Source organism: Micrococcus sp. Alg238-R198 (assembly GCF_900537135.1).
Classification (GTDB): domain Bacteria; phylum Actinomycetota; class Actinomycetes; order Actinomycetales; family Micrococcaceae; genus Micrococcus; species Micrococcus luteus.
On sequence record NZ_UNRH01000015.1, the window covers coordinates 1 to 24,519 of the forward strand.

21 protein-coding genes, 1 tRNA gene and 2 pseudogenes are annotated in these 24,519 nt (G+C 71.6%); 14 read left to right on the top strand and 10 right to left on the bottom strand.

Features of this window, described 5'->3' with window-relative positions:
• From G6R13_RS11130 to G6R13_RS11160, 7 genes and pseudogenes are all read left to right on the top strand, one after another.
• A partial coding sequence (locus G6R13_RS11130) for a transposase (protein WP_205521363.1) occupies positions 1-496 on the top strand: 496 nt, incomplete at its 5' end.
• 101 nt (positions 497-597) lie between these two features.
• The gene (locus G6R13_RS11135) at positions 598-1,881 is read left to right on the top strand and encodes an IS256 family transposase (protein WP_240335745.1); all 1,284 of its coding nucleotides are present in this window, start codon (positions 598-600) and stop codon (positions 1,879-1,881) included.
• A 62-nt stretch (positions 1,882-1,943) separates the two neighbouring features.
• A complete protein-coding gene (locus G6R13_RS11140; protein WP_036315702.1) occupies positions 1,944-2,276 on the top strand; it encodes a DUF3024 domain-containing protein in 333 nt (110 codons plus the stop codon).
• 44 nt (positions 2,277-2,320) lie between these two features.
• Entirely contained in the window at positions 2,321-2,518 is a 198-nt protein-coding gene (locus G6R13_RS11145) for a hypothetical protein (RefSeq protein WP_010078466.1), read from the top strand.
• A gap of 59 nt (positions 2,519-2,577) precedes the next feature.
• Positions 2,578-3,005 (top strand): annotated as a pseudogene (locus G6R13_RS11150) (transposase); the annotation flags it as partial.
• 81 nt (positions 3,006-3,086) lie between these two features.
• Positions 3,087-4,237, top strand: a protein-coding gene (locus G6R13_RS11155) for an IS3 family transposase (RefSeq protein WP_098471310.1) whose coding sequence is annotated in 2 segments (ribosomal slippage) — positions 3,087-3,357 and positions 3,357-4,237 — 1,152 coding nt in all. Because the reading frame shifts where the segments join, the coding sequence is not laid out codon by codon here.
• A gap of 13 nt (positions 4,238-4,250) precedes the next feature.
• Positions 4,251-5,057: pseudogene (locus tag G6R13_RS11160) on the top strand (IS3 family transposase); the annotation flags it as partial.
• Between the two features lie 305 nt (positions 5,058-5,362).
• On the opposite strand, the gene G6R13_RS11165 reads toward G6R13_RS11160, so the two are convergent.
• From G6R13_RS11165 to G6R13_RS11200, 8 genes are all read right to left on the bottom strand, one after another.
• A tRNA-Pro gene (locus G6R13_RS11165) sits at positions 5,363-5,439 on the bottom strand.
• A gap of 376 nt (positions 5,440-5,815) precedes the next feature.
• Positions 5,816-6,295, bottom strand: coding sequence for a hypothetical protein (locus tag G6R13_RS11170; RefSeq protein WP_163721715.1), 480 nt, complete (start codon positions 6,293-6,295; stop codon positions 5,816-5,818).
• A gap of 104 nt (positions 6,296-6,399) precedes the next feature.
• The gene (der, locus tag G6R13_RS11175) at positions 6,400-7,938 is read right to left on the bottom strand and encodes a ribosome biogenesis GTPase Der (RefSeq protein WP_163721717.1); all 1,539 of its coding nucleotides are present in this window, start codon (positions 7,936-7,938) and stop codon (positions 6,400-6,402) included.
• Entirely contained in the window at positions 7,935-8,666 is a 732-nt protein-coding gene (gene cmk, locus G6R13_RS11180; RefSeq protein ID WP_041102682.1) for a (d)CMP kinase, read from the bottom strand. Before cmk ends, der begins: the two co-directional genes overlap by 4 nt.
• 1 nt (position 8,667) lies before the next feature.
• On the bottom strand, positions 8,668-9,828 hold the full coding sequence (locus G6R13_RS11185) for a prephenate dehydrogenase (protein ID WP_063189213.1): 1,161 nt from the start codon (positions 9,826-9,828) through the stop codon (positions 8,668-8,670).
• Positions 9,825-10,781 (bottom strand): pseudouridine synthase, encoded by a 957-nt coding sequence (locus tag G6R13_RS11190; RefSeq protein WP_041102683.1) that lies wholly within the window; start codon positions 10,779-10,781, stop codon positions 9,825-9,827. The genes G6R13_RS11185 and G6R13_RS11190 overlap by 4 nt, the downstream gene beginning before the upstream one ends.
• Before the next feature lie 222 nt (positions 10,782-11,003).
• The gene (locus G6R13_RS11195; protein WP_036315755.1) at positions 11,004-11,864 is read right to left on the bottom strand and encodes a ParA family protein; all 861 of its coding nucleotides are present in this window, start codon (positions 11,862-11,864) and stop codon (positions 11,004-11,006) included.
• A gap of 241 nt (positions 11,865-12,105) precedes the next feature.
• Positions 12,106-13,521 carry a cation:dicarboxylase symporter family transporter gene (locus G6R13_RS11200; RefSeq protein WP_163721719.1) on the bottom strand — a complete coding sequence of 472 codons (1,416 nt, stop codon included), beginning with the start codon at positions 13,519-13,521 and terminating at the stop codon, positions 12,106-12,108.
• 187 nt (positions 13,522-13,708) lie between these two features.
• On the opposite strand from G6R13_RS11200, the gene G6R13_RS12375 reads away from it, so the two are divergent.
• The 3 genes from G6R13_RS12375 to G6R13_RS11210 all read left to right on the top strand — a co-directional run bounded on the left by G6R13_RS12375 (position 13,709) and on the right by G6R13_RS11210 (position 16,029).
• Positions 13,709-14,740 (top strand): cache domain-containing protein, encoded by a 1,032-nt coding sequence (locus G6R13_RS12375; protein ID WP_230278191.1) that lies wholly within the window; start codon positions 13,709-13,711, stop codon positions 14,738-14,740.
• A gap of 354 nt (positions 14,741-15,094) precedes the next feature.
• Positions 15,095-15,316, top strand: a complete 222-nt coding sequence (locus G6R13_RS12380) for an ATP-binding protein (protein ID WP_230278192.1) — start codon at positions 15,095-15,097, stop codon at positions 15,314-15,316.
• Positions 15,313-16,029 (top strand): response regulator, encoded by a 717-nt coding sequence (locus G6R13_RS11210; RefSeq protein ID WP_036338133.1) that lies wholly within the window; start codon positions 15,313-15,315, stop codon positions 16,027-16,029. The genes G6R13_RS12380 and G6R13_RS11210 overlap by 4 nt, the downstream gene beginning before the upstream one ends.
• 7 nt (positions 16,030-16,036) lie before the next feature.
• Here the strand turns inward: G6R13_RS11210 and G6R13_RS11215 are convergent, their stop codons facing one another.
• Positions 16,037-17,992 (bottom strand): AMP-binding protein, encoded by a 1,956-nt coding sequence (locus G6R13_RS11215; protein WP_163721721.1) that lies wholly within the window; start codon positions 17,990-17,992, stop codon positions 16,037-16,039.
• A gap of 217 nt (positions 17,993-18,209) precedes the next feature.
• Here G6R13_RS11215 and G6R13_RS11220 point away from each other — a divergent pair, with 217 nt between their 5' ends.
• From G6R13_RS11220 to G6R13_RS11235, 4 genes are read left to right on the top strand one after another with little or no spacing between them, the layout of a single operon-like run.
• Positions 18,210-18,899: a GntR family transcriptional regulator gene (locus G6R13_RS11220; protein ID WP_020628108.1), complete on the top strand. Its 690-nt coding sequence runs from the start codon at positions 18,210-18,212 to the stop codon at positions 18,897-18,899.
• The gene (locus G6R13_RS11225) at positions 18,896-20,422 is read left to right on the top strand and encodes an MmgE/PrpD family protein (RefSeq protein WP_134416927.1); all 1,527 of its coding nucleotides are present in this window, start codon (positions 18,896-18,898) and stop codon (positions 20,420-20,422) included. Before G6R13_RS11220 ends, G6R13_RS11225 begins: the two co-directional genes overlap by 4 nt.
• Positions 20,422-21,360, top strand: a complete 939-nt coding sequence (gene prpB, locus G6R13_RS11230; protein WP_123244155.1) for a methylisocitrate lyase — start codon at positions 20,422-20,424, stop codon at positions 21,358-21,360. Before G6R13_RS11225 ends, prpB begins: the two co-directional genes overlap by 1 nt.
• A gap of 56 nt (positions 21,361-21,416) precedes the next feature.
• Complete coding sequence (locus G6R13_RS11235; protein ID WP_119217225.1) at positions 21,417-22,562, top strand: bifunctional 2-methylcitrate synthase/citrate synthase; 1,146 nt, start codon at positions 21,417-21,419, stop codon at positions 22,560-22,562.
• Positions 22,563-22,807: 245 nt separating this feature from the next.
• Here G6R13_RS11235 and G6R13_RS11240 read toward each other — a convergent pair whose 3' ends face one another.
• The gene (locus G6R13_RS11240) at positions 22,808-24,517 is read right to left on the bottom strand and encodes a CTP synthase (protein ID WP_078025592.1); all 1,710 of its coding nucleotides are present in this window, start codon (positions 24,515-24,517) and stop codon (positions 22,808-22,810) included.
• Positions 24,518-24,519: the final 2 nt, after the last annotated feature.

Genomic DNA, 24,519 nt, shown 5'->3' on the forward strand with positions numbered 1-24,519 from the left:
GCGGTTCGTGGCCTACCACGACCGGAAGAAGGTGGGCGCGGCGCTGGAGCCGATCTACACCGCCCCCAACGAAGAGACCGCGAGGAAGGCGCTGGCCGAGTTCGAGGCCTCCGAGCTCGGCACGAAGTACCCGTCTGCAGCCGCGACCTGGGCGAACTCCTGGGAGCGGTTCATCCCGTTCCTGCAGTTCCCACCCATGCTCCGCAAGGTCATCTACACGACCAACAGCATCGAGTCGCTGAACTTCCAGCTACGGAAGGTGACCAAGAACCGCGGCCACTTCCCCTCGACCGAGGCGGCGGTGAAGCTGCTCTGGCTGGCGATCTGCAACATCGAAGACAAACGCGCCGCCGAACGCGCTCGGGACCGGGGCAAACCCGCCGGCCAGCGCAAAGCCCAGGGCCGGCTCGTCGAAGGCCAGGCCGTCACGAACTGGAAGCAGGCCCTCGCCCAGCTCGCCGCGGCCTACCCCGACCGGATCAACCCCTACCTGTGACCACCCCGCTTACACAGACAAGTTGACACGCCCAGTAGAAGCGGTCACCGCGGGAGGCTTTCGAGGAAACTCTCACATCCCACTCGAAAGGGACACCCGCGATGACCGCTCCCCACGATATCGACCCCCAGGCGTTTCTGTCCGATCTGCTCACCCAGGCCTCGCCGGACTTGATGCGTCAGATGCTCACCACCTTCATCAATGCCCTGCTGTCGGCCGAGGCTGACAGCGTGTGCGGCGCCGCCTACGGCGCCCGCTCGGATGAGCGCACCAACCGGCGTAACGGCTACCGGCACCGGGACCTGGACACCCGCGCCGGCACCATCGACGTCGCGATCCCGAAACTGCGCGAAGGCACCTACTTTCCCGACTGGCTCCTGGAGCGGCGCCGCCGCGCCGAGGCAGCGCTGACCACGGTGGTCGCCACCTGCTACCTGCTCGGCGTCTCCACCCGCCGGATGGACAAACTGGTGCAGACTCTCGGCATCACGGGCCTGTCGAAATCGCAGGTCTCAGAGATGAGTAAAGACCTGGATGCGCAGGTCGAAGCGTTCCGCACCCGGCCGCTCGATGCTGGGCCGTATCGGTTTGTCGCCGCCGACGCGCTCGTGCTCAAAGTGCGTGAACACGGCCGGGTCGTCAAGGTCGCCGCCATGGTCGCGACCGGCATCAACAACGACGGCTACCGCGAGATCCTCGGCCTGCAACTGGGCACCGCGGAGACCAGGGAGGGGTGGCTCGGGTTCTTCCGTGATCTGGCTGCCCGCGGCCTGTCGGGGGTGGAGCTGATCACCTCCGATGCCCATGCCGGGCTGGTCGAAGCGGCCGGGGCGGTGTTCGGGACGGCGCAGTGGCAGCGCTGCCGCACCCACTACGCGGCCAACCTGATGGCGGTGTGCCCGAAGTCGCAGTGGCCCGCGGTGAAAGCGCTGCTGCACAGCGTCTACACCCAGCCCGACGTCGAGGCGGTGATCGCCCAGTACGAGCACATGATCGACAGCCTGGCCACCCATCTGCCGGCCGCTGCCGAGCACCTCGAGGGCGCCCGCGATGAGGTGCTCACGTTCACGAAGTTCCCGAAGGAGGTGTGGAAGAAGATCTGGTCGAACAACCCGAACGAACGGCTCAACAAGGAGATCCGGAGACGCACCGACGTCGTCGGCATCTTCCCCAGCCGAGTCGCGGTGATTAAACTCCTCGGCGCGGTGCTGGCCGAGCAGCACGACGAATGGACCGAATCACGGCGCTACATGAGCCTGGAATTGCTGACCGCGACCGACACGATGCTCGCCGAAGCAGCCGCGAAAGCCGCGGCTGAACAAGCCGCCCTACAGGTCAGCGACACCATGACCGACGACCCCGGCCACGCGGCACTCGCCGCCTGACAACCCACCCGACCACGAGGAACCCGACAAAGCCTCGATACACCACTCAAAAGGACTTGACCATGGCTATGCCCGAGACCGACCTGCTGCGCATCGGCCGCTGGTGCCGTGAACGCGTGCCCGAGCACCTGTGGGATCAGGTGAGAGTAGAAGCCGAGATCGCCGACCGGCACGTCACGATCATCGAGACGCGGCCGCCGTGGGACGGGCAGGGCGACTGGACGCGGTTCCCGGTCGCGCGCCTGCGATACACCGTCAAGACCGGCCAGTGGAGCATCTACTGGCGTGACCGGCACATGAAGTTCCACGAGTACACGAAGAGGCGCCCGACGAAGAACGTCCAGAGTCTGCTCGACTACATCGGCAGCCACCAGGATCCGATCTTCTGGGGCTGAGAGCTCCCACGGCCGTGTCGGTACTCACCGCTACGGTCGGGAGTATGAGCGAAGAGCAATGGGATGAAGCGGCCTTCCGCGCATCGATCCCGGCCGCGCGCGAGAAGGTTGAGTTTGCCGCAAGGTTCTGCGAGATCGGCCCCTCACAGCCCCGCTGGGATAGTCACCGTCCCGTCGTCGAGTTGATCTTCTATCTCTGCAAGCTCGACTACGACATCAAGGTGCTCCTGCTGCCTTCCTGACCGATTGAAGCGCCCTGGGTTTGTTGGAGACTCCTGACCTTGGAAACGAGGATGGAGTTATGCCGAAAGAGCAGACAGCGGGGAAGCCGACGACGCGTCGGTATTCGCCGGAGGAGAAGGCCGCGGCGGTCCGGATGGTGAGGACGCTGCGTGCCGAGCTGGGGACCGAGCATGGGACCGTCAATCGGGTCGCGACGCAGCTCGGGTACGGGGTCGAGTCCGTGCGGATGTGGGTCAAGCAAGCCGACATCGACGACGGCGTCACCTCTGGCGTGAGCAGCGCTGAGGCGCGGCGGGTGCGTGAACTGGAGCAGGAAGTCCGGGAGTTGCGGCGGGCCAACGAGGTCCTCAAGCGTGCTGCGTCTTTCTTCGGGGCGGAGCTCGACCGCCACTACCGGAAGTAGTCGCGTTCATCGACGCGAACAAGGATGACCTGGTCGACGCTCGCCGGCTCGGAGTCGAGCTCATCTGCAGGCTGCTGCAGGTGGGCTGACCCCGTTTCGTAGGTCCAGTCGTTATGAGAGTCGTCCTGTTGCCCGCGGTCGCGGGCAGGGAGACTGGTCAGATCATGACGAACAGCAGGAAGCGTCACACCCCCGAGCAGGTCGTCCGTAAGCTCGGGCAGGCCGACAGGATGCTCGCCGATGGTCAGGACGTCGCGGCGGTGTGCCGGGAGCTCGGGGTGTCCGAGCAGACGTACTACCGGTGGCGGAACCAGTACGGCGGCCTCAAGGCCGACGACGCAAAGCGCCTGAAGGAGCTGGAGAAGCAGAACGCGACCCTGAAGCGTCTGCTCGCGGAAGCGGAGCTGGAGAAGGCCGCGCTCAAGGAGCTGGCTGAGGGAAACTTCTAAGCCCGGACAGGCGCCGCGCCGCCGTCGATCACCTCAAGCGCAAGTTGCGGGTGAGCGAACGGATGGCGTGCCGTCTGGTCGGGCTGAGCCGCTCCGCGTACCGGCGACCGCTCAAGGGCGACACGGTCGCGGACCCGGATCGGGCGCTCAGGGAGTGGCTGCGCGCCTGGGCGAAGGACCATCCCCGCTACGGGTATCGGCGGGCGTATCACGACGCCCGCGCCGAGGGGTGGGTGGTGAACCACAAGAAGATCCAACGCCTGTGGCGTGACGAAGGGCTCCGGGTCCCGCAGCGGCGTCGACGCAAGCGCGTCGGGTCCTCGACCGTCGACGCGCCGACGGCGGACGCGCCGAACGTGGTGTGGGCGGTGGACTTCCAGTTCGACGCCGACGAGCACGGACGACCGATCAAGATCTGCTCGATCGTCGACGAACACACCCGGGAGTGCATCGGCGGSCTCGTGGAGCGCTCGATTACCGCCGACCGACTCACCGCCCACCTCGAGGACCTCGTCGCCGCCCGGGGCGCCCCGGCGGTGCTCAGGTCGGACAACGGGCCGGAGTTCATCAGCGAGGCGATGGCCGACTGGGCCGGCACCCGCACCGGCCTGTCCTACATCCCTCCGGGCTCGCCGTGGCGCAACGGGTACGTCGAGTCGTTCAACAGCCGGATCCGCGACGAGTGCCTCAACATCAACAGCTTCTACTCGCTGCTGCACGCACAGGTCATCATCGGCGACTGGAAGGACGAGTACAACCACCACCGCCGGCACTCCTCGCTCGGCTACCTAACCCCAGCCGAGTACGCTCGGCAGTGCACCCATCAAATGGAAACCGACGACTCACAGAACGTCCGGACCGAATGAAGGGGGCGGCTCACAGGTGGCTCCGAGCAGCTACTACGCCGCCAAGACCCGCGCCCCCTCGGCTCGCGCGGTGCGGGACGAGGAGCTGATCCCGCAGCTGGTCGAGCTCTAGGAGACGAACTACCGCGTCTACGGGGTCAGAAAGCTCTGGAAGACCGCGCGTCGCGCCGGGATCGACATCGGCCGAGATCAGACGGGCCGGCTCATGCGCGCCGCAGGGATTAAGGGCGCGACCAGGTCGAAGCGGGTGAAGACGACCCGGCCAGATCCGACCGCGGCGCGGCACCCGGACCTCGTGAAGCGGGAGTTCACCGCGCCTGCCCCGAACCGGCTCTGGGTCACCGACCTGGCGTTCGTGCCGACGTGGGCCGGCGTCGCGTACGTCTGCTTCATCGTCGACGCGTTCTCCCGGATGATCGTCGGGTGGCGGTGCGCGTCACACATGCGCACCGAGATGGTCCTCGACGCGATCGAGATGGCCCGCTGGTCCCGCGGCGCTCGCCACGAGGACCTGCGCTGCCACAGCGACGCGGGGTCTCAATTCACCTCCATTCGCTACGGCGAACGCCTCGCCGAGATCGGAGCGACACCGTCGATCGGGACCGTCGGGGACAGCTATGACAACGCCCTGGCCGAGACCGTGAACGGCTATTACAAGGCCGAGCWCGTCCGCGGACCCGCACGGCCAGGTCCCTGGCGRACGGTCGAGGACCTCGAGCTCGCGACCCTCGGGTGGGTGTCCTGGCACAACACGCAACGCCTCCACGGCTACCTCGGCGACGTCCCACCCGCCGAGTTCGAGGACACGTTCTATGCTGTCGAAGCCGGCCGCGAACAGTTGTCGGAATCAAATAGCGCGAGTCTCCATCAGACCCAGGGGGCTTCAGGGCCAACGCTCTGGTCACCGACGAGATCGATTTTGGATCGAGCCGCTCGGCCACTGAGGAAGTTCTGAATTCCCGGGGATATAAGTCGAGCCGAACGCCGAACCGTAGGGTTTGTCTCGATCGGTTTGCGCTAAGGAATACGCCAGGTACGGAAAGAGGCCCAGGCGCTCCCCTCGACGGAGCACCTGGGCCTCATTCCGTATTCCCAGGCAGATGCGGACTCTGACCCGTGGGAATGTGGTCGGGCTAGCGGGATTTGAACCCACGACCTCTTGACCCCCAGTCAAGCGCGCTACCAAGCTGCGCCATAGCCCGTGGCGAATCGCGGTCATCCGCGCTTCAGCACCCGACGAGCATACCCCACCCGCACCGCCGGACGCGAATCGGGAGCGGGCCTGCCGGGTCGTCGTCGTCAGGGGCAAAACGCGTGACACCCCGGAACGTGAACAAGGGGCCCACGTCCTCTTCACAGACGTGAACCCCTCATCCCTTGACCGAGGGCCACCCGACCGAGAGTCCCCCAGCGACCGCGGCCCCGGCGTACCGGTGGGCCTGGCGGTCTGCACGAACCCTCTCATGACTGAGGGTGCAGTCGTGCACGTAAGAAGCGTAACACGCTGAGCCGCTCCGATCCGCCGTTCCGGGCGGGTCGAAGAGGCGTGTCGGGGGCTCACGGAGCGCCGTCTCAGGATCAGTAGGTGAAGGTCCGGTCCCCCACGCGGAATTCGACGTCCTCCAGGTCCGGGATGGCGTCGCGCGCCCGGTCCGCCGCCTCCCGCATCGTGTCCTCGAGAACCTGGGGATCGGCCTCGAGCAGGGACTGGCCGAACTCGATGACCACCTTCCCGTCCTCCCGGAGCGCCTCGACGTCGACGATGTCCGAACCGGAGGGCAGGGATCGCGTCAGGTCCTCGACGACCTCGGCGGCGCGCTGGTCCGCCTCCTCGAGGGCGCCCTCGGCCTCCTGGCGCAGCTGCCCCAGGTCCACGCGGTCCGAGGCGTCCGCCTCCAGCTCGCTGATCCGGTCCTCGGCCTGGGCGAGCCGGTCCTCCGCGCTCTGCAGCGCGGCCCGGGTCGCGCCGTCGTCGACCGCGCAGCCGGATGCGGCCAGCGCGAGCGCGGCCAGGGTGGCCAGGGACAGGGCGGCGGGGCGACGTCGGATGAGGCTCATGCCCACAGGCTACGAGGCGAAGGTGGACGAACGGTGGGAGCCGGCCGGGACGACGACGTCCCCCGGCACGGGAGGTCGAGGGACGTCGTCGGGGCGGGGCCGGATCAGCGGCCGCGACCGCGCTTCTCGCGCACGCGCATCCCGATCTCGAGGGGCGTGCCCTCGAACCCGAACGTCTCGCGCAGGCGGCGCACGATGAACCGGCGGTACCCGGGGTCCAGGAACCCCGTGGTGAACAGCACGAACTTGGGCGGCCGGCTCGACACCTGGGTCGCGAACAGGATGCGGGGCTGCTTGCCGCCGCGCAGCGGGTGCGGGTGGGCCGCCACGAGCTCGCCGAGGAACGCGTTGAGCTTGCCCGTGGGGATGCGGGTGTCCCACGAGTCCAGGGCGAGGTCCAGCGCGGGGACGAGACGGTCCTTGTGCCAGCCGGTCTTCGCGGAGATGTTCACCCGCGGCGCCCACGCGACGTGCGCCAGGTCCCGCTCGATCTCCTTGGCCAGCTGGTACCGGCGGTCCTCATCCACCTGGTCCCACTTGTTGAACGCGATCACGAGGGCGCGACCGGAGTCCAGCACCATCTGGAGGATGCGCACGTCCTGCTCCGAGATCACCTGCGGCGCCTCGAGCAGCACCACGGCCACCTCGGCGCGGTCCAGGGCGGAGGCCGTGCGCAGCGACGCGTAGTAGTCGGCGCCGTGGGCCATGTGCTGCCGTCGACGGATGCCGGCGGTGTCCACGAAGCGCCACAGCCGTCCGCCGAGCTCCACGAGCTCGTCCACGGGGTCGCGCGTGGTGCCGGCCAGGTCGTCCACCACCACGCGGTCCGAGCCGGCCAGCTTGTTCAGCAGCGAGGACTTGCCCACGTTCGGCCGGCCCACGAGGGCGATCCGGCGCGGGCCGCCGCGCGGCACGAGACCGCCGTGGGCGGACTCCTCCGGCAGCGCCTCGAGGGCGGCGTCCAACAGGTCCGCGACGCCGCGGCCGTGCACCGCGGACACCGGGTACGGGTAGCCGAAGCCGAGCGACCACAGGGTGGCGGCGTCGGCCTCCTGGACCATGTCGTCCACCTTGTTGGCGGCCACGATCACCGGGCGGTCCTTGCGGCGCAGCATCGAGACCACGGCCTCGTCCGTGGCCGTCATGCCGACGGTGGCGTCCACCACGAACACGACGGCGTCCGCCACGTCCACGGCCAGCTCGGCCTGCTCGGCCACACGACGGTGGATGCCCTTGGCGTCGTGCTCCCAGCCGCCGGTGTCCACCACGGTGAACTCGCGGCCGTTCCACTCGGCGTCGTAGGAGACGCGGTCGCGGGTCACGCCGGGCACGTCCTCCACGACGGCCTCACGGCGGCCGATGATGCGGTTGACGAGCGTGGACTTGCCGACGTTCGGCCGGCCCACGATGGCCAGCACGGGCGGCACGGGCGCGTCGACGTCCTCGTCGGGCCCGAGCTGCCACGCGTCGAGGAGGGCGGCGTCGTCCTCCTCGAGCTCGTAGTCGGCCAGGCCGGCGCGCAACGACGCGGCACGCGCCTCGGCCTCCTCCTCGGTCATGGCGGCGAGCCGCTCGGCCACCTGATCGTCGCCGGCGGGGACGAACTCGTCCTCACCGGAGCGGTGCTGGGGGTTCTCGGTCATCGTCGGCCTCCCTTCACGGCCGGGATGCCGGCCTGGTCCTCGACGGCGGCCAGGACGGCCGCCACGGTCTGCTCGAAGTCGAGCTCGGTGGAGTCCACGAGCGCCACCCCGTCGGCGGGGCGGTCGAACGTGGACACGGTGGCGTCGCGGGCGTCGCGCCCGGCCACCTGGCGGTGCAGCGTGCCGGCGTCGACGCCGGTCTCCCCCGCCGCGGCCAGCTGGCCCGAGCGGCGGGCGGTGCGCACGGCCTCGGACGCCGTGAGCAGCACGCGCGCGTGGGCGTCCGGGGCCACCACCGTGGTGATGTCGCGGCCCTCGGCGACCATCCGGCCCGCGGCGGCGATCGCCGCCCGCTGGCGACGGTGCAGCTCCTCGCGCACCGGGATCACCACGGCGACGGTGGAGACCGTGTCCGTGACCTCGGGGCCGCGGATCGCCTCGGTGACGTCCGTGCCGCCGACCCGCACGGCCTCGACGTCCGGGTCGGTGGACTGGTCCAGGTCCATGGCGACGGCGGCCGCCGCCACGGCCTCCGCATCGGCCAGGTCGACGCCCTCGTTCAGGCAGTGCCACGCCACGGCGCGGTACATGGCGCCGGTGTCCAGGTACGCGGCGCCGAGACGCCGGGCCACGGCCTTGGACACGGACGACTTGCCCGAGCCCGAGGGGCCGTCCACCGCCACCACGAGCGGCGCGGGTGCGACGTCGTCGCGGGTGTGCTCGGTCATCTCAGACCACCTTCCATCCGGCGGCGGTCAGCGCCGCCACGAGTTCGTCCCTGCGGCCGGGCAGCACGGAGATCTCCACCATGCCGACCCGGTGGCCCGAGGCGTGCTCGAGCCGCAGGTCCTCCACGTTCACGTCCGTGCGGCCGACCTCGTCGAGGAGGGCCGCGATCTGCCCGGGGGCGTCGTCCACGATCACCGTGACCACCGCGAACGCCTGCGGCGGCGCCCCGTGCTTGCCGGGCACCCGTGCCCGACCGGCGTTGCCCTCGGCGATCAGCTGCGCCATGTCCAGCCGCGCCCCGGGGGCGGAGGGGTCCTCCAGGGTGCGGATCAGCCGGTCCAGGTCCGCCCGCAGCCCGTGCAGCGCCGGCACGATCCGCCCGGCGTTGCCGGAGAGGATCTGCACCCACAGCTGCGGGTCCGACGCTGCGATCCGGGTGGTGTCCCGCAGCCCGTTGCCGGCCAGGGCGAGCGCCTGGTCCGGGGTGTCCTGCAGGCGGGAGGCCACGAGCGAGGCGGCGATCTGCGGCAGGTGCGAGATCAGCGCGACCGACTCGTCGTGGGCGCGGGCCGCCATCCGGTACGGGGTGGCCTGCAGCGTCAGCGCGAGCGCCCGACCGGCCGCGAGGGCGCCCGGGTGCGTCGTGTCCGTCGGGCACAGCACCCACGGCGCCTGCGTGAACAGGGTGCCGCGGGCCGCCACGGGACCGGACCGCTCGGAGCCGGCCATCGGGTGCGTCCCGAGGTACCGGTCGGCGTCCTGCGGGGCCAGGCGGCCGTCGTCGACGGCAGCGCGCACGCCCGCGGCGACCGCCTCCTTCACCGAGGCGATGTCCACCACCACGGCCGCGGGCCAGCGGCGCAGCGAGTCGACCACGACGTCGGCGGTCACGTCCGGCGGCGCGGCCACGACGACGAGTCCCGGGGCGACGTCGAGGTCGTCGCCCTCGGCGTCCAGGCGGGCGGGGCGTCCGGCGCGGATGTCCGCGGCCACGGCCAGGGCGGCGGGCGAGGGGTCGTGCAGGCGCACGTCCACACCGGCCGCGCTCAGCCCGATGCCGATCGAGGCGCCCAGCAGACCGGTCCCCCGGACGAGCACGGGCTGCGGGATCCCGGCCGGGCCGTCACCGAGCTTGGCGGCGGACTCGGCGGGCGCGCTCACAGGCCGACCAGGGCCTTGAGGTGGCCCAGCTCCTGCGCGTTGAGTGCGCGGACGGTGCCCTGCTTCTGGTCGCCCAGCAGGATGGGGCCCACCTTGACGCGGACGAGCCGCTCGACCGGGTGGCCGATCTCCTGGAACATGCGACGCACGATGCGGTTCTTGCCCGAGTGCAGCACGACCTCGACGAGCACGTGGCCCGGCGTCGAGTCGACGAGCTTGAACGAGTCGACCTGCGCCACGCCGTCCTCCAGTTCCACGCCCTCGCGCAGCCGGTTGGAGACGCCCTTGGCCAGCGGGCCGCGGGTCTGCACGACGTAGGTCTTGGGGACCTCGTAGCTGGGGTGGGTGAGGCGGTTGGCCAGCTCACCGTCGTTGGTGAGGATGAGCAGGCCCTCGGTCTCGTTGTCCAGACGGCCCACGTGGAACAGGTGCTCCTGCCCGGGCTTGAGGTAGGTGGCGATCGAGGGCCGGCCCTCCGGGTCCACCATCGTGGAGATCACGCCGCGGGGCTTGTTGAAGACGAAGTACTGCTTGGTCACGTCCGTCTGCACGGAGATGCCGTCCACCCGGATCACGGCCCGGGCCGGGTCCACGCGCACGCCGGGCTCGGTGACGACGACGCCGTCCACCTCCACACGGCCCTCCGCGATGAGGTCCTCGCTCACGCGCCGGGACGCCACACCCGCCGCGGCCAGCACCTTCTGCAGGCGCTCGCCCGACTCGTCGTGGATGCGGTCGAGGTGGGCGGCCTTGGCCCGGGCGGCGCCGGCGCCGCGGCCGCGGCGGCCGCGGGTGCGCGGCACGGCGTCCTCGTCGAAGGGGGCCTCCTCACGGGGGGCGGCGGCGCCGCGGCGGGCACCGATCTGTCGCTGGAAATCGCGCTCCTGGAACGGGCCGCCCCGTCGACCGACGGCGGGGGTGCGTCCGGAGCCTCGCGGCTTGCGGGAGTTCATGGGGAGGGCGTCCTTTCGGGTGCGCGTCAACGGCGCCGGTCGGGCCGGCGGCGGACGGGTCAGGGGGTGAGGGACGGCCCGGAGACGGACACGCCCGGCTCCATTCTCGCAGATCGACGGCGTCGCGTCTCCCGGCCACCGCTCCCCCGGCCGCGAGCGCGCAGAGAACCGGCCCGGTCCCGCGACGGGACCGGGCCGGCGTCGTCGGCGCTCAGCGGACGGTCACGGCGCGCCGCCGCGGCAGATCAGCTCGCGGGCGAGCTGCCGGTAGGCCTTGGCGCCGTCGTGGTTCTCGGCGAACAGGGTGATGGGCGTGGCCGCCACCGTGGCGTCGGCGAACTTGATGGACCGCTTGATGACGGTCTCGAACACGCGGTCCCCGAAGCCGGCCACCAGCGAGCCCACGACCTCCTTGGAGTGCAGGGTTCGCTGGTCGAACATCGTGGCCAGCACGCCGTCGATCTCCAGGTCCGGGTTGAGCCGGTCCTGCACCTTCTCGATCGTCTCGACGAGCAGGGCGACCGCGCGCAGCGCGAAGAACTCGGCGGTCAGCGGGATGATCACGCCGTGCGAGGCGGTCAGCGCGTTGACGGTCAGCAGGCCCAGCGAGGGCTGGCAGTCGATGAGGACCACGTCGTAGTCGTCGCGGACCTGGCGCAGCGCGCGCTCGAGGACCTGCTCGCGGGCCACCTCGTTGACGAGCTGCACCTCGGCCGCGGACAGGTCGATGTTGGCCGGCAGCAGGTCCATGTTCTCGAAGTCCGTGGACAGGATCGCGTCCTTCGCGGTCACCGACCGTTCCATGAGCACGTTGTACACCGTGGTGTCGAGCTCGTGCGGGTTCGCGCCCAGGCCGGCCGAGAGGGCGCCCTGCGGGTCGAAGTCCACCATGAGCACCCTGCGGCCGTAGCCCGCGAGCGCGGCGCCCAGGTTGATGGTGGAGGTCGTCTTCCCGACGCCGCCCTTCTGGTTCACCATCGAGATGATCCGCGCCGGGCCGTGCGAGGTCAGGGGCGCGGGCTCGGGGAAGTCGTGCTTGGGCCGGCCGGTGGGCCCGAGCACGGGCTCGCCGTGGATGGTCATCACGGGGATCGGTTCTCTCGAGGTCACGGCGGCGCCGGCTCCTTCCACGGTGGTCTGCACGCCCGGCCGCGGGCCGCGGCGCGCCGCGGCCGCCGTCGTCGGCGTGTCCGGATCTTCCCCCACCCTAGTGCCTGGCGTTCCCGGGACGACGGCGGCGCCGGGGACGGGCCGGTGTCCAGGCTCGTCCCCGGCGGCGCCGGTGGTCGACGGTGCGGCGTGCCGCGCGGGCCCGCCGCCTCCGTCAGCGGGTGGGGTTCCGGTCGCCGTCGGCGGCCATGGCGAAGTTCAGGCTGGAGTCGGGGTGACCCTCGTAGGCCTGCTCGGTGATCGTCGGGGACTGCTGCGGGTCGTGCGCGGCGCCGTCGTGGCCGGCCACGGTCGCCTCGTCGAACTGCAGCTCGCCGCCGAGGACGCACCGGGCGCGCTCGCCGTCGAGCTCGCCCACCCAGCGGCCGACGAGGAGGGTGGCCACGGCGTTGCCGGTGAAGTTGGTCAGGGCGCGGGCCTCGGACATGAACTTGTCGATGCCCACGATCACGCCCATGCCGCCGAGCAGCTCGGATCGGTGCGCCTGCAGGCCGGCGGCGAGCGTGGCCATGCCCGCGCCGGTGACGCCGGCCGCGCCCTTCGAGGCCATGATCATGAAGACCAGCAGGCCGATCTGCTCGCCGAGGTTCATCTCCGCGCCCATCGCGTTGGAGACGAAGAGCGCGGCCATGGTCAGGTAGATGGCGGTGCCGTCCAGGTTGAAGGAGTAACCGGTGGGCACGGTCACGCCCACGACGGACTTGTCCACGCCGGCGTGCTCCATCTTGGCGATCAGGCGGGGCAGGGCGGTCTCGGAGGAGCTGGTGGCGAAGATGAGCAGGTACTCCCGGCCCAGGTACTTCATGAGGGACAGGATGCTCAGACCGGTCACGACCTTCAGGACGGTGCCGAGCACCACCACGATGAAGGCGATGCAGGTCAGGTAGAAGGCGCCCATGAGCAGCGCCATGGCGCCGATCGCGGACCAGCCCGTGGAGCCGACGACGGCGGCGATCGCACCGAACGCGCCGATCGGGGCGACCCACATCACCATCATGAGGAGGCGGAACACGACGCCCTGGATCAGGGTGAGACCGCGCAGCAGCGGGGCGCCGGCCGGGCCCATCTGCTGCAGGGCGAAGCCCACGAGCAGGGCGATGAACAGGGTGGGCAGCACCGGCAGGGAGCCGGGGATGATGTCCAGCAGGAACTGGACGGTGCCGTCCGCCGCGGCCTGGGGCTTGTTCGGGTCGTAGGGCGTCAGCTTGAGGCCCTCGCCGGGGTGGATGAGGTTGCCGACGACGAGGCCGATGGCCAGCGCGAACGTGGACATCGCCATGAAGTAGACCAGGGCGATGCCGCCCACGCGGCCGACGGTCGCGGCCTTGGCGATCGAGCCGACGCCGAGGACGATCGTGCAGAAGATGACCGGGCCGATCATCATCTTGATGAGGGAGACGAAGCCGTCGCCCAGCGGCTTGAGGGACTTGCCGAACTCGGGGAAGAGCAGGCCGACGGCGGCGCCCAGCACCACCGAGGCGATCACGGCGATGTACAGCCAGTGGGTGCGGTCCTTCTTCGTCGCCGGGGCCGGCGGGGCCGAGGTCTCGGCCGGTGGGGTGTGCGCCATCGGGCGTTCCGTTCTGTGCGGTGGTGGGGCGCCGCCGAGCGGTCCGCAGCGGCGCGGGAGGGATGTGACCACTCTCGCGGCCCCGGGTGGTGTCGGTCACGATTGCGGTCATAGTGGTCACGGCGGCCGACGGACTGCAGGATCGTGGGGGCGGACCGGCGCGTCGCCGGCCCGAGGGAGGAGAGGCATGCGCCACCCGTGGTCGATCGCCCGGCGGATCGCCGTGGTCCACGTGGCGCTCGTGGCGGCCATCGCCCTGTTCAGCGTGTGGAGCGCCTACCTCCAGGCCCGCGAGGTGGCCCAGCGCGTCGAGGAGCGCCACGTCCAGGGCGTCACCACCCTCGTGGCGCGCGACCCCGCGCTCGTCTCGGCCCTGCGGGCCGGCGACGCCCCCGCCCTGCAGGCCGGGATCGACGGCTGGATCGCCGAGGCACAGGTCTCGTGGCTGACCGTGATGGACCCGGACGGGATGCGGTTGGCGAGCTGGCGCCCCGAGCAGGTCGGCGTCCGCTACCCGAGGCCGGTGGACGCCGTCGTCGCCGGGGACACCGTCGTGGAGCTCTCGAGCACCGGTGCGGCGGGCCGTTCGGTGCGCGCGCTCGCACCGGTCGTGGACCCGGAGGACGGCACCGTCCTGGGCGTGGTCACGACGGGCGTGCAGATCTCCGATGTCGCCATCATGGCCCAGGCCCAGATCCCCGGCATCCTGCTCGGCTCGGCCGCCGTGGCCGCCGTCGGCCTGCTCGTCGCCTGGCTCGTGGGCCGGTATCTGAACCGGGTGACGCTCGGACGCGGCCCCGAGCAGATCGCCGAGCAGTTCCTGCTGGCGGAGACGGCCATGGACTCGCTCGAGGCCGGCGTCGTGGTCCTCGCCCCGGACGGGCGGGCCCGCCTGCACAACGACGCCGCCGCGCGCCTGCTCGGCTGGGAGGGCGCGGGCGAGCCTCGACTGCCCACCGAGCTCTCCGCGGCCCTGCCGGGCGCGGTCGGCGGCGAGGCGAGCCTCGCCGCCGGCGGGCGGGTCCTCGTGGTGCAGCAGCGTGTCGTGCGGTCGCCCGGCCGTTCCGACCCCGGCGGGTCGGTCCCGCCGACGGCCCTCGCCGCGGCCGCCCGCGAGGGCGTGACCACCGCCCCGGCGGGATCGCGCGTGCTCGTCCTGCACGAGACCGCACCGACCTGCAGCGGCTCGGCGACGAGCTCACCGTGGCCCACACACTGACCACGGCGCTGCGCGCGCAGACGCATGAGCACGCCAACCAGCTGCACACCGCCCTCGCCCTCGTGGAGTCGGGCCGGCTGGAGGCCGCCCGGGCCGTGCTGTCCCGCCGCGCCGCGGACGAGGAGGCCTCCGACGACGTCCTCGCCGCCCTGCTCGACGCGAAGGCCGCCCAGGCGCGTGAGCGGGGCGTGGCGCTGACCTGGTCCGCCCCGCTGCGCCCGCTCGACCTGCTGACCGTGCTGGGCAACCTCGTGGACAACGCCCTCGACGCGGCCGCCGCACCCGACCTGTCCGCGGCAGACCGGTGGGTCGACGTCGAGGTGGTCTCGGACGCCGCGGGCCTGCTCGTGCAAGGTGGCCGACGGCGGCCCCGGACCCTCCGACGCGGACCGCGGCCGACTCTTCGACCGGGGCTGGTCGACGAAGCCCATCGGCGCCGCCGGACGCGGCATGGGGCTGTGGCTGACGCGGCGGATCGCGGAGGAGGCCGGCGGGGTCGCGGACGTCGCGACCGACTCGGGCACCGTGTTCACCGTCGAGGTGCCCCGCACCCCCCGACCCCAGGAGGAGATATGACCGCCCGCCCGTACCGGGTGCTCGTCGTCGAGGACGAGCAGCTGACGGCCGAGACCTACGTGGCGCACCTGGACCGGCTGCCGGGCTTCGAGGTGGCCGCGGTGGCCGGCTCCCTGTTGGCCGCGCGGCAGGTCGCCGCGGCGGGCCTGCACGCGGACGGGCGCTTCCCGTTCGACGTCGTGCTGCTGGACATGAACCTGCCGGACGGGCACGGCCTGGACTTCCTGCACCAACTGCGCGCGGCGGGCTTCCACGGCGGGGTGCTGGCGCTCACCGCGGCCACCGACCTGCCGGTGGTGCGCCGGGCCGTCGCGTACGGCGTGACGCAGTACCTCGTGAAGCCGTTCGGGTTCGACGAGTTCGCGGATCGGCTGGGCGGGTTCCGCGCCGCCTCGGCGATGCTGGCCGGCGACGGCGCCCTCGACGGCCAGGAGCAGGTGGACGCCGTCTTCCGCGTCTCCCGCGAGCGGCGCGCCGAGGCCCTGCCCAAGGGGCTGACCGAGAGCACCCTGCGCGAGGTGGTGGAGCTGCTGGGGGCGGACCCGGAGACCGCCCTGAGCGCGGCCGAGGTGGGCGAGCGCCTGGGCATCTCCCGCGTGACGGCCCGGCGCTACCTCGAGCACCTCGAGCGGATCCGCCGGGTGCGGCGCTCGGCCCGGCACGGCGGCCGTGGCCGGCCCGAGCAGGAGTACCGCTGGGCCGGCCGCACGTGAGCGGGGCTCAGCGGGCCGGGCGCAGCACCCCGGCCAGGGCCTCGAGCACGGCGGGGTCCTCAATGGTCGAGGGCACCGCGTACTCCTCGCCGTCGGCCATCTGCCGCATGGTCTTGCGCAGGATCTTGCCCGAGCGGGTCTTGGGCAGCGCGTCCACCACGACGACGTCGCGGAAGTCCGCCACCGGGCCCACCTCGCGGCGCACCGCCTGACGCAGCTCGTCCAGGAGCGCGGCCTCGGCCTCGGAGCCGGCCTCGGGCGTCTCGACGCCGGACTTGAGGACCACGTAGCCCGAGGGCCGCTGGCCCTTGAGCGGGTCCGCGATGCCGATCACGGCACATTCGGCCACCGCCGGGTGGGCGGCCAGGGCGGCCTCGAGGACGCCCGTGGACAGCCGGTGCCCGGAGACGTTGATGACGTCGTCGGTGCGGCCGAGCACGAACACGTAGCCGTCCTCGTCCACGACGCCGGAGTCACCGGTCGCGTAATGGCCGGGGAACGCGCTGAGGTAGGAGTCGATGTAGCGCTGGTCGTCGCCCCACAGGGTGGGCAGGGTGCCCGGGGGCAGCGGCAGCCGCAGGGCGATGTTGCCCTCGGTCCCGGCGGGCACGGGCTCGCCCAGGCCGTCCAGGACCACGAGATCGACGCCCGGCGAGGGCACCGAGGACGAGCCGATCTTCACCGGCAGCTGCTCCAGGCCCACCGGGTTCGCCGCGATAGCCCACCCGGTCTCGGTCTGCCACCAGTGGTCGATCACCGGCATGCCCAGCAGGCCCTCGATCCACCGCTGCGTCTCCGGGTCCAGGCGCTCGCCCGCGGCGAAGAAGTGCCGCAGGGAGGACAGGTCGTGGTCCTTGAGCAGCTCGCCCTCGGGGTCGGCGCGGCGGATCGCGCGCAGCGCCGTGGGGGCCGTGAAGAAGGAGCGCACGCCGTGGTCCTCGATCAGCCGCCAGAACGCGCCGGCGTCGGACGTGCCCACGGGCTTGCCCTCGTACATGACCGTGGTGGCCCCGGCCAGCAGCGGGCCGTAGACGATGTAGGAGTGCCCCACGACCCAGCCCACGTCCGAGGCCGTGCACATCGCCTGCCCCGGACCGACGTCGTAGATGTGCTCCATGGTCCAGCGCAGGGCGACGGCGTGGCCCCCGTTGTCCCGGACGACGCCCTTCGGCTTGCCCGTGGTGCCCGAGGTGTAGAGCACGTACAGCGGGTCGGTGGCCTGCACCGGGACGCAGTCGGCCGGCTCGGCGGCCGCGACGGCCTCGCCCCAGTCCTCCCAGCTCGCGCCCCCGCGCCCGTCGGCGTCCGCGAGCGCGGTCTCGAAGCCCTCGCGGTGGTGGACCAGCACCGTGCGCACGGGGTGCGCGGCGGTCTCGAGCGCCTCGGCCACGGCGGGCAGGTATTCGACCCGGCGCTTGGGCTCGATGCCGCCGGAGCAGGTGAGCACGACGTCGGGGGCGGCGTCGTCGATGCGGGAGGCGAGCTCGCGCGGGGCGAAGCCGCCGAAGACCACGGAGTGCACCGCGCCGAGCCGCGCGCACGCCAGCATCGCGATGTGGGCCTGCGGGATCATCGGCAGGTACACGAGGACGCGGTCGCCCTTGCCGACGCCGCGCGCGGCCAGGGCGCCGGCCAGGCGGGCCACCGCGTCCGTGAGCTCGGCGTACGTGTAGCGGGTGACCTCACCGGTCATCGCGGAGTCGTGGATCAGCGCGACGGCGTCCCCGCGGCCCGCCTCGACGTGCCGGTCCAGGCAGTTGAAGGCGGTGTTCAGCTCGCCGTCCGGGAACCAGCGGTACAGAGGCGCGGCGGAGTCGTCGAGGGCGCGCGTGGGCGCGACGGTCCAGTCGATGGCGCGCGCCGCGTCGAGCCAGAACCCCTCGGGGTCGCGGAGGGAGCGGGCGTGGGCGTCGGCGTACGCGCCGGAGGGGCGGTCTTCGGCGGGGGCATCGTGGGTCGCCATGCGCCCAGGGTAGTGCCGTGGATCACAGGGGGGCAAGGTATCTGTATACATTTCGTGCCCCGTCAGTGAGGCGTGGCGGCACGCGCGAGACCCGCGCCGGGGACGCACCACCCAGCCCCCGCACGCCGGACGACGCTCCCCGTGGACGGCGTCGCCCGGCACGCGCATCGGACACACCCCCTGCCCTCGGCGGGACTGTTGTGTATACACTGGCGGCATGCGAGCGAGTGAGCGGGCGTACCAGGCCCTGAGGGCGGAGATCCTCGACTGGTCCCTCCCTCCGGGCGCGGGCCTGGGCGAGGTGGAGCAGGCCGAGCGCCTGGGCATCTCGCGCACCCCTCTGCGCGAGGCGCTCTCCCGCCTGGTGGCCGACGGCCTGGCCGAGCAGGCCCCGGGCCGGGGCATCGTCGTCGCCGACCTGTCCCTCGAACAGGCGGACCAGCTGTTCGACCTGCGCATCGCCCTCGAGTCCCTCCTGGCGCGCCGGGCCGCGCAGCGGGCCACCCCGGAGGCGGCCGAGCGGTTCACGGTCCTCGCGGGCCGTTTCCAGGAGGCCGAGGCGGCCCTGCGCGGCGGGACCGACCCGGCGGACTACTACGCGATGACGGCCGAGCTGGACAGCCGGCTGGACGAGGCCGCCGCGAACCCCTACCTCGTCTCCACCCTGCGCACCCTGCGCCTGCACCTGGCGCGCCTGCGCCGACTGGCCGCGGACGACCCGGCCCGCCTCGCGGCCTCCGCCGCGGAGCACGCGGACATCGCCGACGCCGTCGGCTCGGGCGCCGCAGACCTCGCGGAGGCGACCACGCGGGTCCACCTGCACCACGCCTTCCACCATCTGACCCGGCGCGGCCGCGCCGAGGAGACCCCGACCCTGCTGACCCCCACCGAAGGAGACCGACCATGAAGAACCATCACGTGCGCGTCCACCGCTCCGAGGAGAACCTCGAGCGCAAGGACCAGCTGGCCTGGAAGCTGGCCGAGGTGGCCGTCGACGACGTCGAGGTGCTGCCCGAGGTCGAGGAGATGATCGTCAACCGGATCATCGACAACGCCTCCGTCGCCGTCGCCTCGCTGAAGCGCGGCCCGATCGTCGCCGCCCGCGCCCAGGCCCTGTCCCACCCCGTCTCCACCGGCGGCGAGGGCGCCTCCGTGTTCGGTGTGGAGCAGAAGGTCTCCCCCGAGTGGGCCGCGTGGGCCAACGGCGTGGCCGTCCGCGAGCTGGACTACCACGACACGTTCCTGGCCGCCGAGTACTCCCACCCGGGCGACAACATCCCGCCGATCCTCGCCGTCGCCCAGCACGCCGGCCGCTCCGGCAAGGACCTGATCCGCGGCATCGCCACCGGCTACGAGATCCAGGTGGACCTCGTGAAGTCCATCAACCTGTACGGCCACAAGATCGACCACGTGGCCCACATCGGCCCCTCCGCCTCCGCCGGCATCGGCACCCTGCTCGGCCTGGACACCGAGACCATCTTCCAGGCCATCGGCCAGGGCCTGCACACCACCACCGCCACCCGCCAGTCCCGCAAGGGCGAGATCTCCACGTGGAAGGCCCACGCCCCGGCGTTCGCGGGCAAGATGGCCGTCGAGGCCGTGGACCGCGCCATGCGCGGCCAGACCTCCCCCGTCCCGATCTACGAGGGCGAGGACGGCGTGATCGCCTGGCTGCTGGACGGCCCGGACGCCTCCTACGAGGTGCCGCTGCCCGAGCAGGGCGAGCCCAAGCGCGGCATCCTGGACACCTACACCAAGGAGCACTCGGCCGAGTACCAGGCCCAGGCCTGGATCGACCTGGCCCGCAAGCTCCACAGGGAGCACCCCGAGGCCACCGACCCGGCGAACGTCGAGTCGGTGCTGATCAAGACCTCGCACCACACCCACTACGTGATCGGCTCGGGCGCCAACGACCCGCAGAAGTACGATCCGACGGCCTCGCGCGAGACCCTCGACCACTCCATCCCCTACATCTTCACCGTGGCCCTGCAGGACGGCTCCTGGCACCACGTGGACTCCTATGCCCCCGAGCGCGCCCAGCGCGAGGACACCGTGGCCCTGTGGCACAGGGTGACCACCGTGGAGGACCCGGAGTGGACCCGCCGCTACCACTCGCTGGACCTCGCGGAGAAGGCGTTCGGCGGCGCGGTGGAGATCACCCTCAAGGACGGCACCGTCATCACCGACGAGATCGCCGTGGCCGACGCCCACCCGCTCGGCGCCCGGCCCTTCGCCCGCGAACAGTACATCCAGAAGTTCCGCACCCTGGCCGAGGGCATCGTCTCGAAGGAGGAGCAGGACCGCTTCCTGGCCGCCGCCGAGCGCGTGGCCGAGCTGCAGCCCGGCGAGCTGGACCAGCTGAACATCCTGGCGGACCCGGCGTTCCTGCCCGAGGCCGACCTCGCCGCCGCCCCGAAGGGCCTGTTCTGATGCTGTACTCGACGAAGACGGCCGAACAGAAGCGGATCGACCTGCGGCAGACCCTGAAGCAGGGCGGCGCCCAGCAGTTCCCGGGCGCGTTCACCCCGCTGACCGCCAAGCTGATCCAGGAGAAGGGCTTCCCCGGGGTGTACATCTCCGGCGGCGTGCTCGCGAACGAGCTGGGCCTGCCCGACGTCGGGCTGACCACGCTCACCGAGGTGGCCGTGCGCGGCGGGCAGATCGCCCGCCTCACGGACCTGCCGTGCCTCATCGACGCGGACACGGGCTTCGGCGAGCCGATGAACGTGGCCCGCACGGTGCAGGAGTTCGAGAACGCCGGCCTGGCCGGCTGCCACATCGAGGACCAGTTCAACCCCAAGCGATGCGGCCACCTCGACGGCAAGAACATGGTGGACCTCGACACCGCGGTCAAGCGCATCGCCGCCGCCGTCGACGCCCGCCGGGACCCGAACTTCCTCATCATGGCGCGCACCGACCTGCGTGCCGTGGAGGGCCTGGACGCCGCGATCGCCCGCATGAAGGCGCTCGTGGAGGCCGGTGCGGACGCGATCTTCCCGGAGGCCCTGAAGGACATCGGCGAGTTCGAGACCGTGTGTCGCGAGCTGGAGCCCCTCGGGGTCCCGGTCCTGGCGAACATGACCGAGTTCGGCAAGTCCGAGCTGTTCACCCGCCGGCAGCTGGCGGACGCCGGCATCGCGATGGTGATCTACCCGGTCACCCTGCTGCGCTCCGCGATGGGCGCCGCCGAGCGCGTGCTCGACGCCATCAAGGAGGAGGGCACCCAGCAGTCGCAGGTGGAGCAGATGCTCACCCGCGCCCGCCTCTACGAGCTGGTGGACTACGAGGGCTACAACGCCTTCGACACGGGCATCTTCAACTTCGACGTGCCCACGCTCGACATCGGCGCCAACCACGCCGACCTCTGACCCGTCACCGGGCCCGCCCGTGCGCGGGCGGGCCCCACTCCCCGAGGAGGGACACCATGACCGAGACCGAGATCAAGAAGGGCCTGGCCGGCGTCGTCGTGGACACCACGGCGATCTCCAAGGTCAACCCGGAGACGAACTCCCTGCTGTATCGCGGCTACCCCGTGCAGGACCTGGCCGCGCAGCTTTCGTTCGAGGCCGTCGCGCTGCTGCTCTGGACGGGCGAGCTGCCCACGGACGAGGAGCTGGCCGCGTTCGAGCACTTCGAGCGCGCGCACCGTGCCCTCGACCCGAAGGTGAAGCAGGCCATCGACCTGCTGCCCACCGACTGCCACCCCATGGACGTCGGACGCACCGCCGTGTCCGTGCTCGGCGCGAACCACCCGAAGGCGGAGGACTCCTCCCCCGAGGCCGAGCTGGAGAAGGCCCAGGCCCTGTTCGCGGCGTTCCCGGCCGTCGTCGCCTACGACCAGCGCCGCCGGCGCGGCCAGGACGTGGTGGAGCCGCGCGAGGACCTGGACTACTCGCAGAACTTCCTCTGGATGACGTTCGGCGAGGAGGCCGCCCCGGAGGTCGTGGACGCGTTCCGCGTCTCGATGGTGCTGTACGCCGAGCACTCGTTCAACGCCTCGACTTTCACCGCGCGCGTGATCACCTCGACGCTCTCCGACCTGCACTCGGCCGTGACCGGTGCGATCGGCGCGCTCAAGGGCCCCCTGCACGGCGGCGCCAACGAGGCCGTGATGCACACCTTCGACGAGATCGGCATCCGGAAGGAGGAGTCCCGTGAGGACGCCGCCGCCCGAGCGAAGGCGTGGATGGAGGACGCCCTGGCCCAGAAGAAGAAGGTCATGGGCTTCGGCCACCGCGTCTACAAGAACGGCGACTCCCGCGTGCCCACCATGAAGGCCGCGCTGGACCGGATGATCGAGCACTACGGCCGCGAGGAGATGCTCGGCCTGTACGACGGTCTGGAGCAGGCCATGGACGAGGCCAAGCAGATCAAGCCGAACCTCGACTACCCCGCCGGCCCGACCTACCACCTGATGGGCTTCGACACGGAGATGTTCACCCCGCTGTTCATCGCCTCGCGCATCACGGGCTGGACCGCCCACATCATGGAGCAGCGCGCCGCGAACGCGCTGATCCGCCCGCTCTCGGCCTACGACGGCCCCGAGCAGCGGGAGCTGCCGGCGGGCTGAGCCTCGTGAGGGGCGGTCGGGGCGACTTGTCGGAGGTGTAGACGCAGATCACCTCCGACACGTCGCCCCATTCGCTCGCGGCGCGGTGCCGCGTGCACGACGACGGCGGGTCGCCCCGGGTGGGGCGGCCCGCCGTCGTCGTGTCGTCATCGGTGCGACGCCCTCGCAGAGTGGTCACGACACGCCGCGTGCCGGGCGCGGCGACGGCGTGTCGTGACCACTGTGTCGGGCCGGTCGTCGGCCCCTCAGCGCCGGGCCGCCGCGTCGGCGCGGCGGGCCAGGCCGGCGGCGACGAGGCCGGCGAACAGCGGGTGCGGGCGGGTCGGCCGGGAGGAGAACTCCGGGTGGGCCTGCGTGGACACGTAGTACGGGTGCACGTCCCGGGGCAGCTCCACGAACTCCACGAGGGCGCCGTCCGGGGAGGTGCCGCAGATCGCGAGACCGGCCTCCTCGAGGCGGTCGCGGTAGGCGTTGTTCACCTCGTAGCGGTGGCGGTGGCGCTCGGTCACCTCGGTGGTGCCGTAGGCCTCGGCCACCACGGAGCCCGGGCGCAGGGTCGCGGGGAAGGCGCCCAGGCGCATGGTGCCGCCGAGGTCCCCCTCGCCGGCCACGATCTGCTCCTGCTCGGCCATGGTGGCGATCACGGGCGAGGCGGTCTCCGGGTCGAACTCGGTGGAGTCCGCGTCCTCCAGGCCGAGGACGTTGCGGGCGTACTCGATGACCATGGACTGCAGGCCCAGGCACAGACCCAGCGTCGGGATCCGCTGCTCGCGGGCGTGCCGCAGCGCGCCGAGCTTGCCCTCGAGCCCGCGCACGCCGAAGCCGCCGGGCACACACACGGCGTCGACGTCCGCGAGCGCCACCGCCGCGCCCTCGGGGGTGGCGCACTCGTCCGCGGCCACCCAGCGGATGCCCACCTTGGCCCGGTGGGCGAAGCCACCGGCGCGCAGCGCCTCGGTGACGGACAGGTAGGCGTCCGGCAGGTCCACGTACTTGCCCACGAGCGCCACCGTGAGCTCGTGCTCCGGGTGGTGCACGGCGTCCATGAGGGCATCCCACGCGGTCCAGTCCACGTCCTTGAACTTCAGGTCCAGGGACTGCACCACGTGGGCGTCGAGGCCCTGGTCGTGGATGACGCGGGGGATGTCGTAGATGGAGGGGGCGTCGGCGCAGTTGACGACGGCGTCCTGCGGGACGTCGCACATGCGGGCGATCTTGCCGCGGACATCGTCGGGGACGGCCCGGTCCGAGCGCAGCACGATCGCGTCCGGCTGGATGCCGATCGAGCGCAGGGCGGCCACGGAGTGCTGGGTGGGCTTGGTCTTGAGCTCCTGCGAGGGGCCGATGTACGGCACGAGGGAGACGTGCAGGAAGAAGACGTCGTCGCGGCCGACGTCCTGGCGGACCTGGCGGGCGGCCTCGAGGAAGGGCTGCGACTCGATGTCGCCGACGGTGCCGCCGATCTCCGTGATGATCACGTCCGGGGCGGGGCGGTCGCCGCGGGGCTCCGCGGGCAGGCGCATCCGGCGGCAGATCTCGTCGGTGATGTGCGGGATGACCTGGACGGTGTCCCCGAGGTACTCGCCGCGGCGCTCGCGGGCGATCACGGTGGAGTACACCTGGCCGGTGGTCACGTTGTCCAGGCCGTCGAGGTCCTCGTCGAGGAAGCGCTCGTAGTGGCCGATGTCCAGGTCCGTCTCGGCGCCGTCCTCGGTGACGAACACCTCGCCGTGCTGGAACGGGTTCATGGTGCCCGGGTCCACGTTGAGGTAGGGGTCGAGCTTCTGCATCACCACCCTGAGCCCGCGCGCCTTGAGCAGGTGGCCGAGCGAGGAGGCCGTGAGCCCCTTGCCGAGGGAGGAGGCGACACCGCCGGTCACGAACACGTGACGGGTGACGCGCGTGGACGTCTGAGTACGAGAAGTTCGTTTCACCACGGATCTTGAGCGTATCAGGT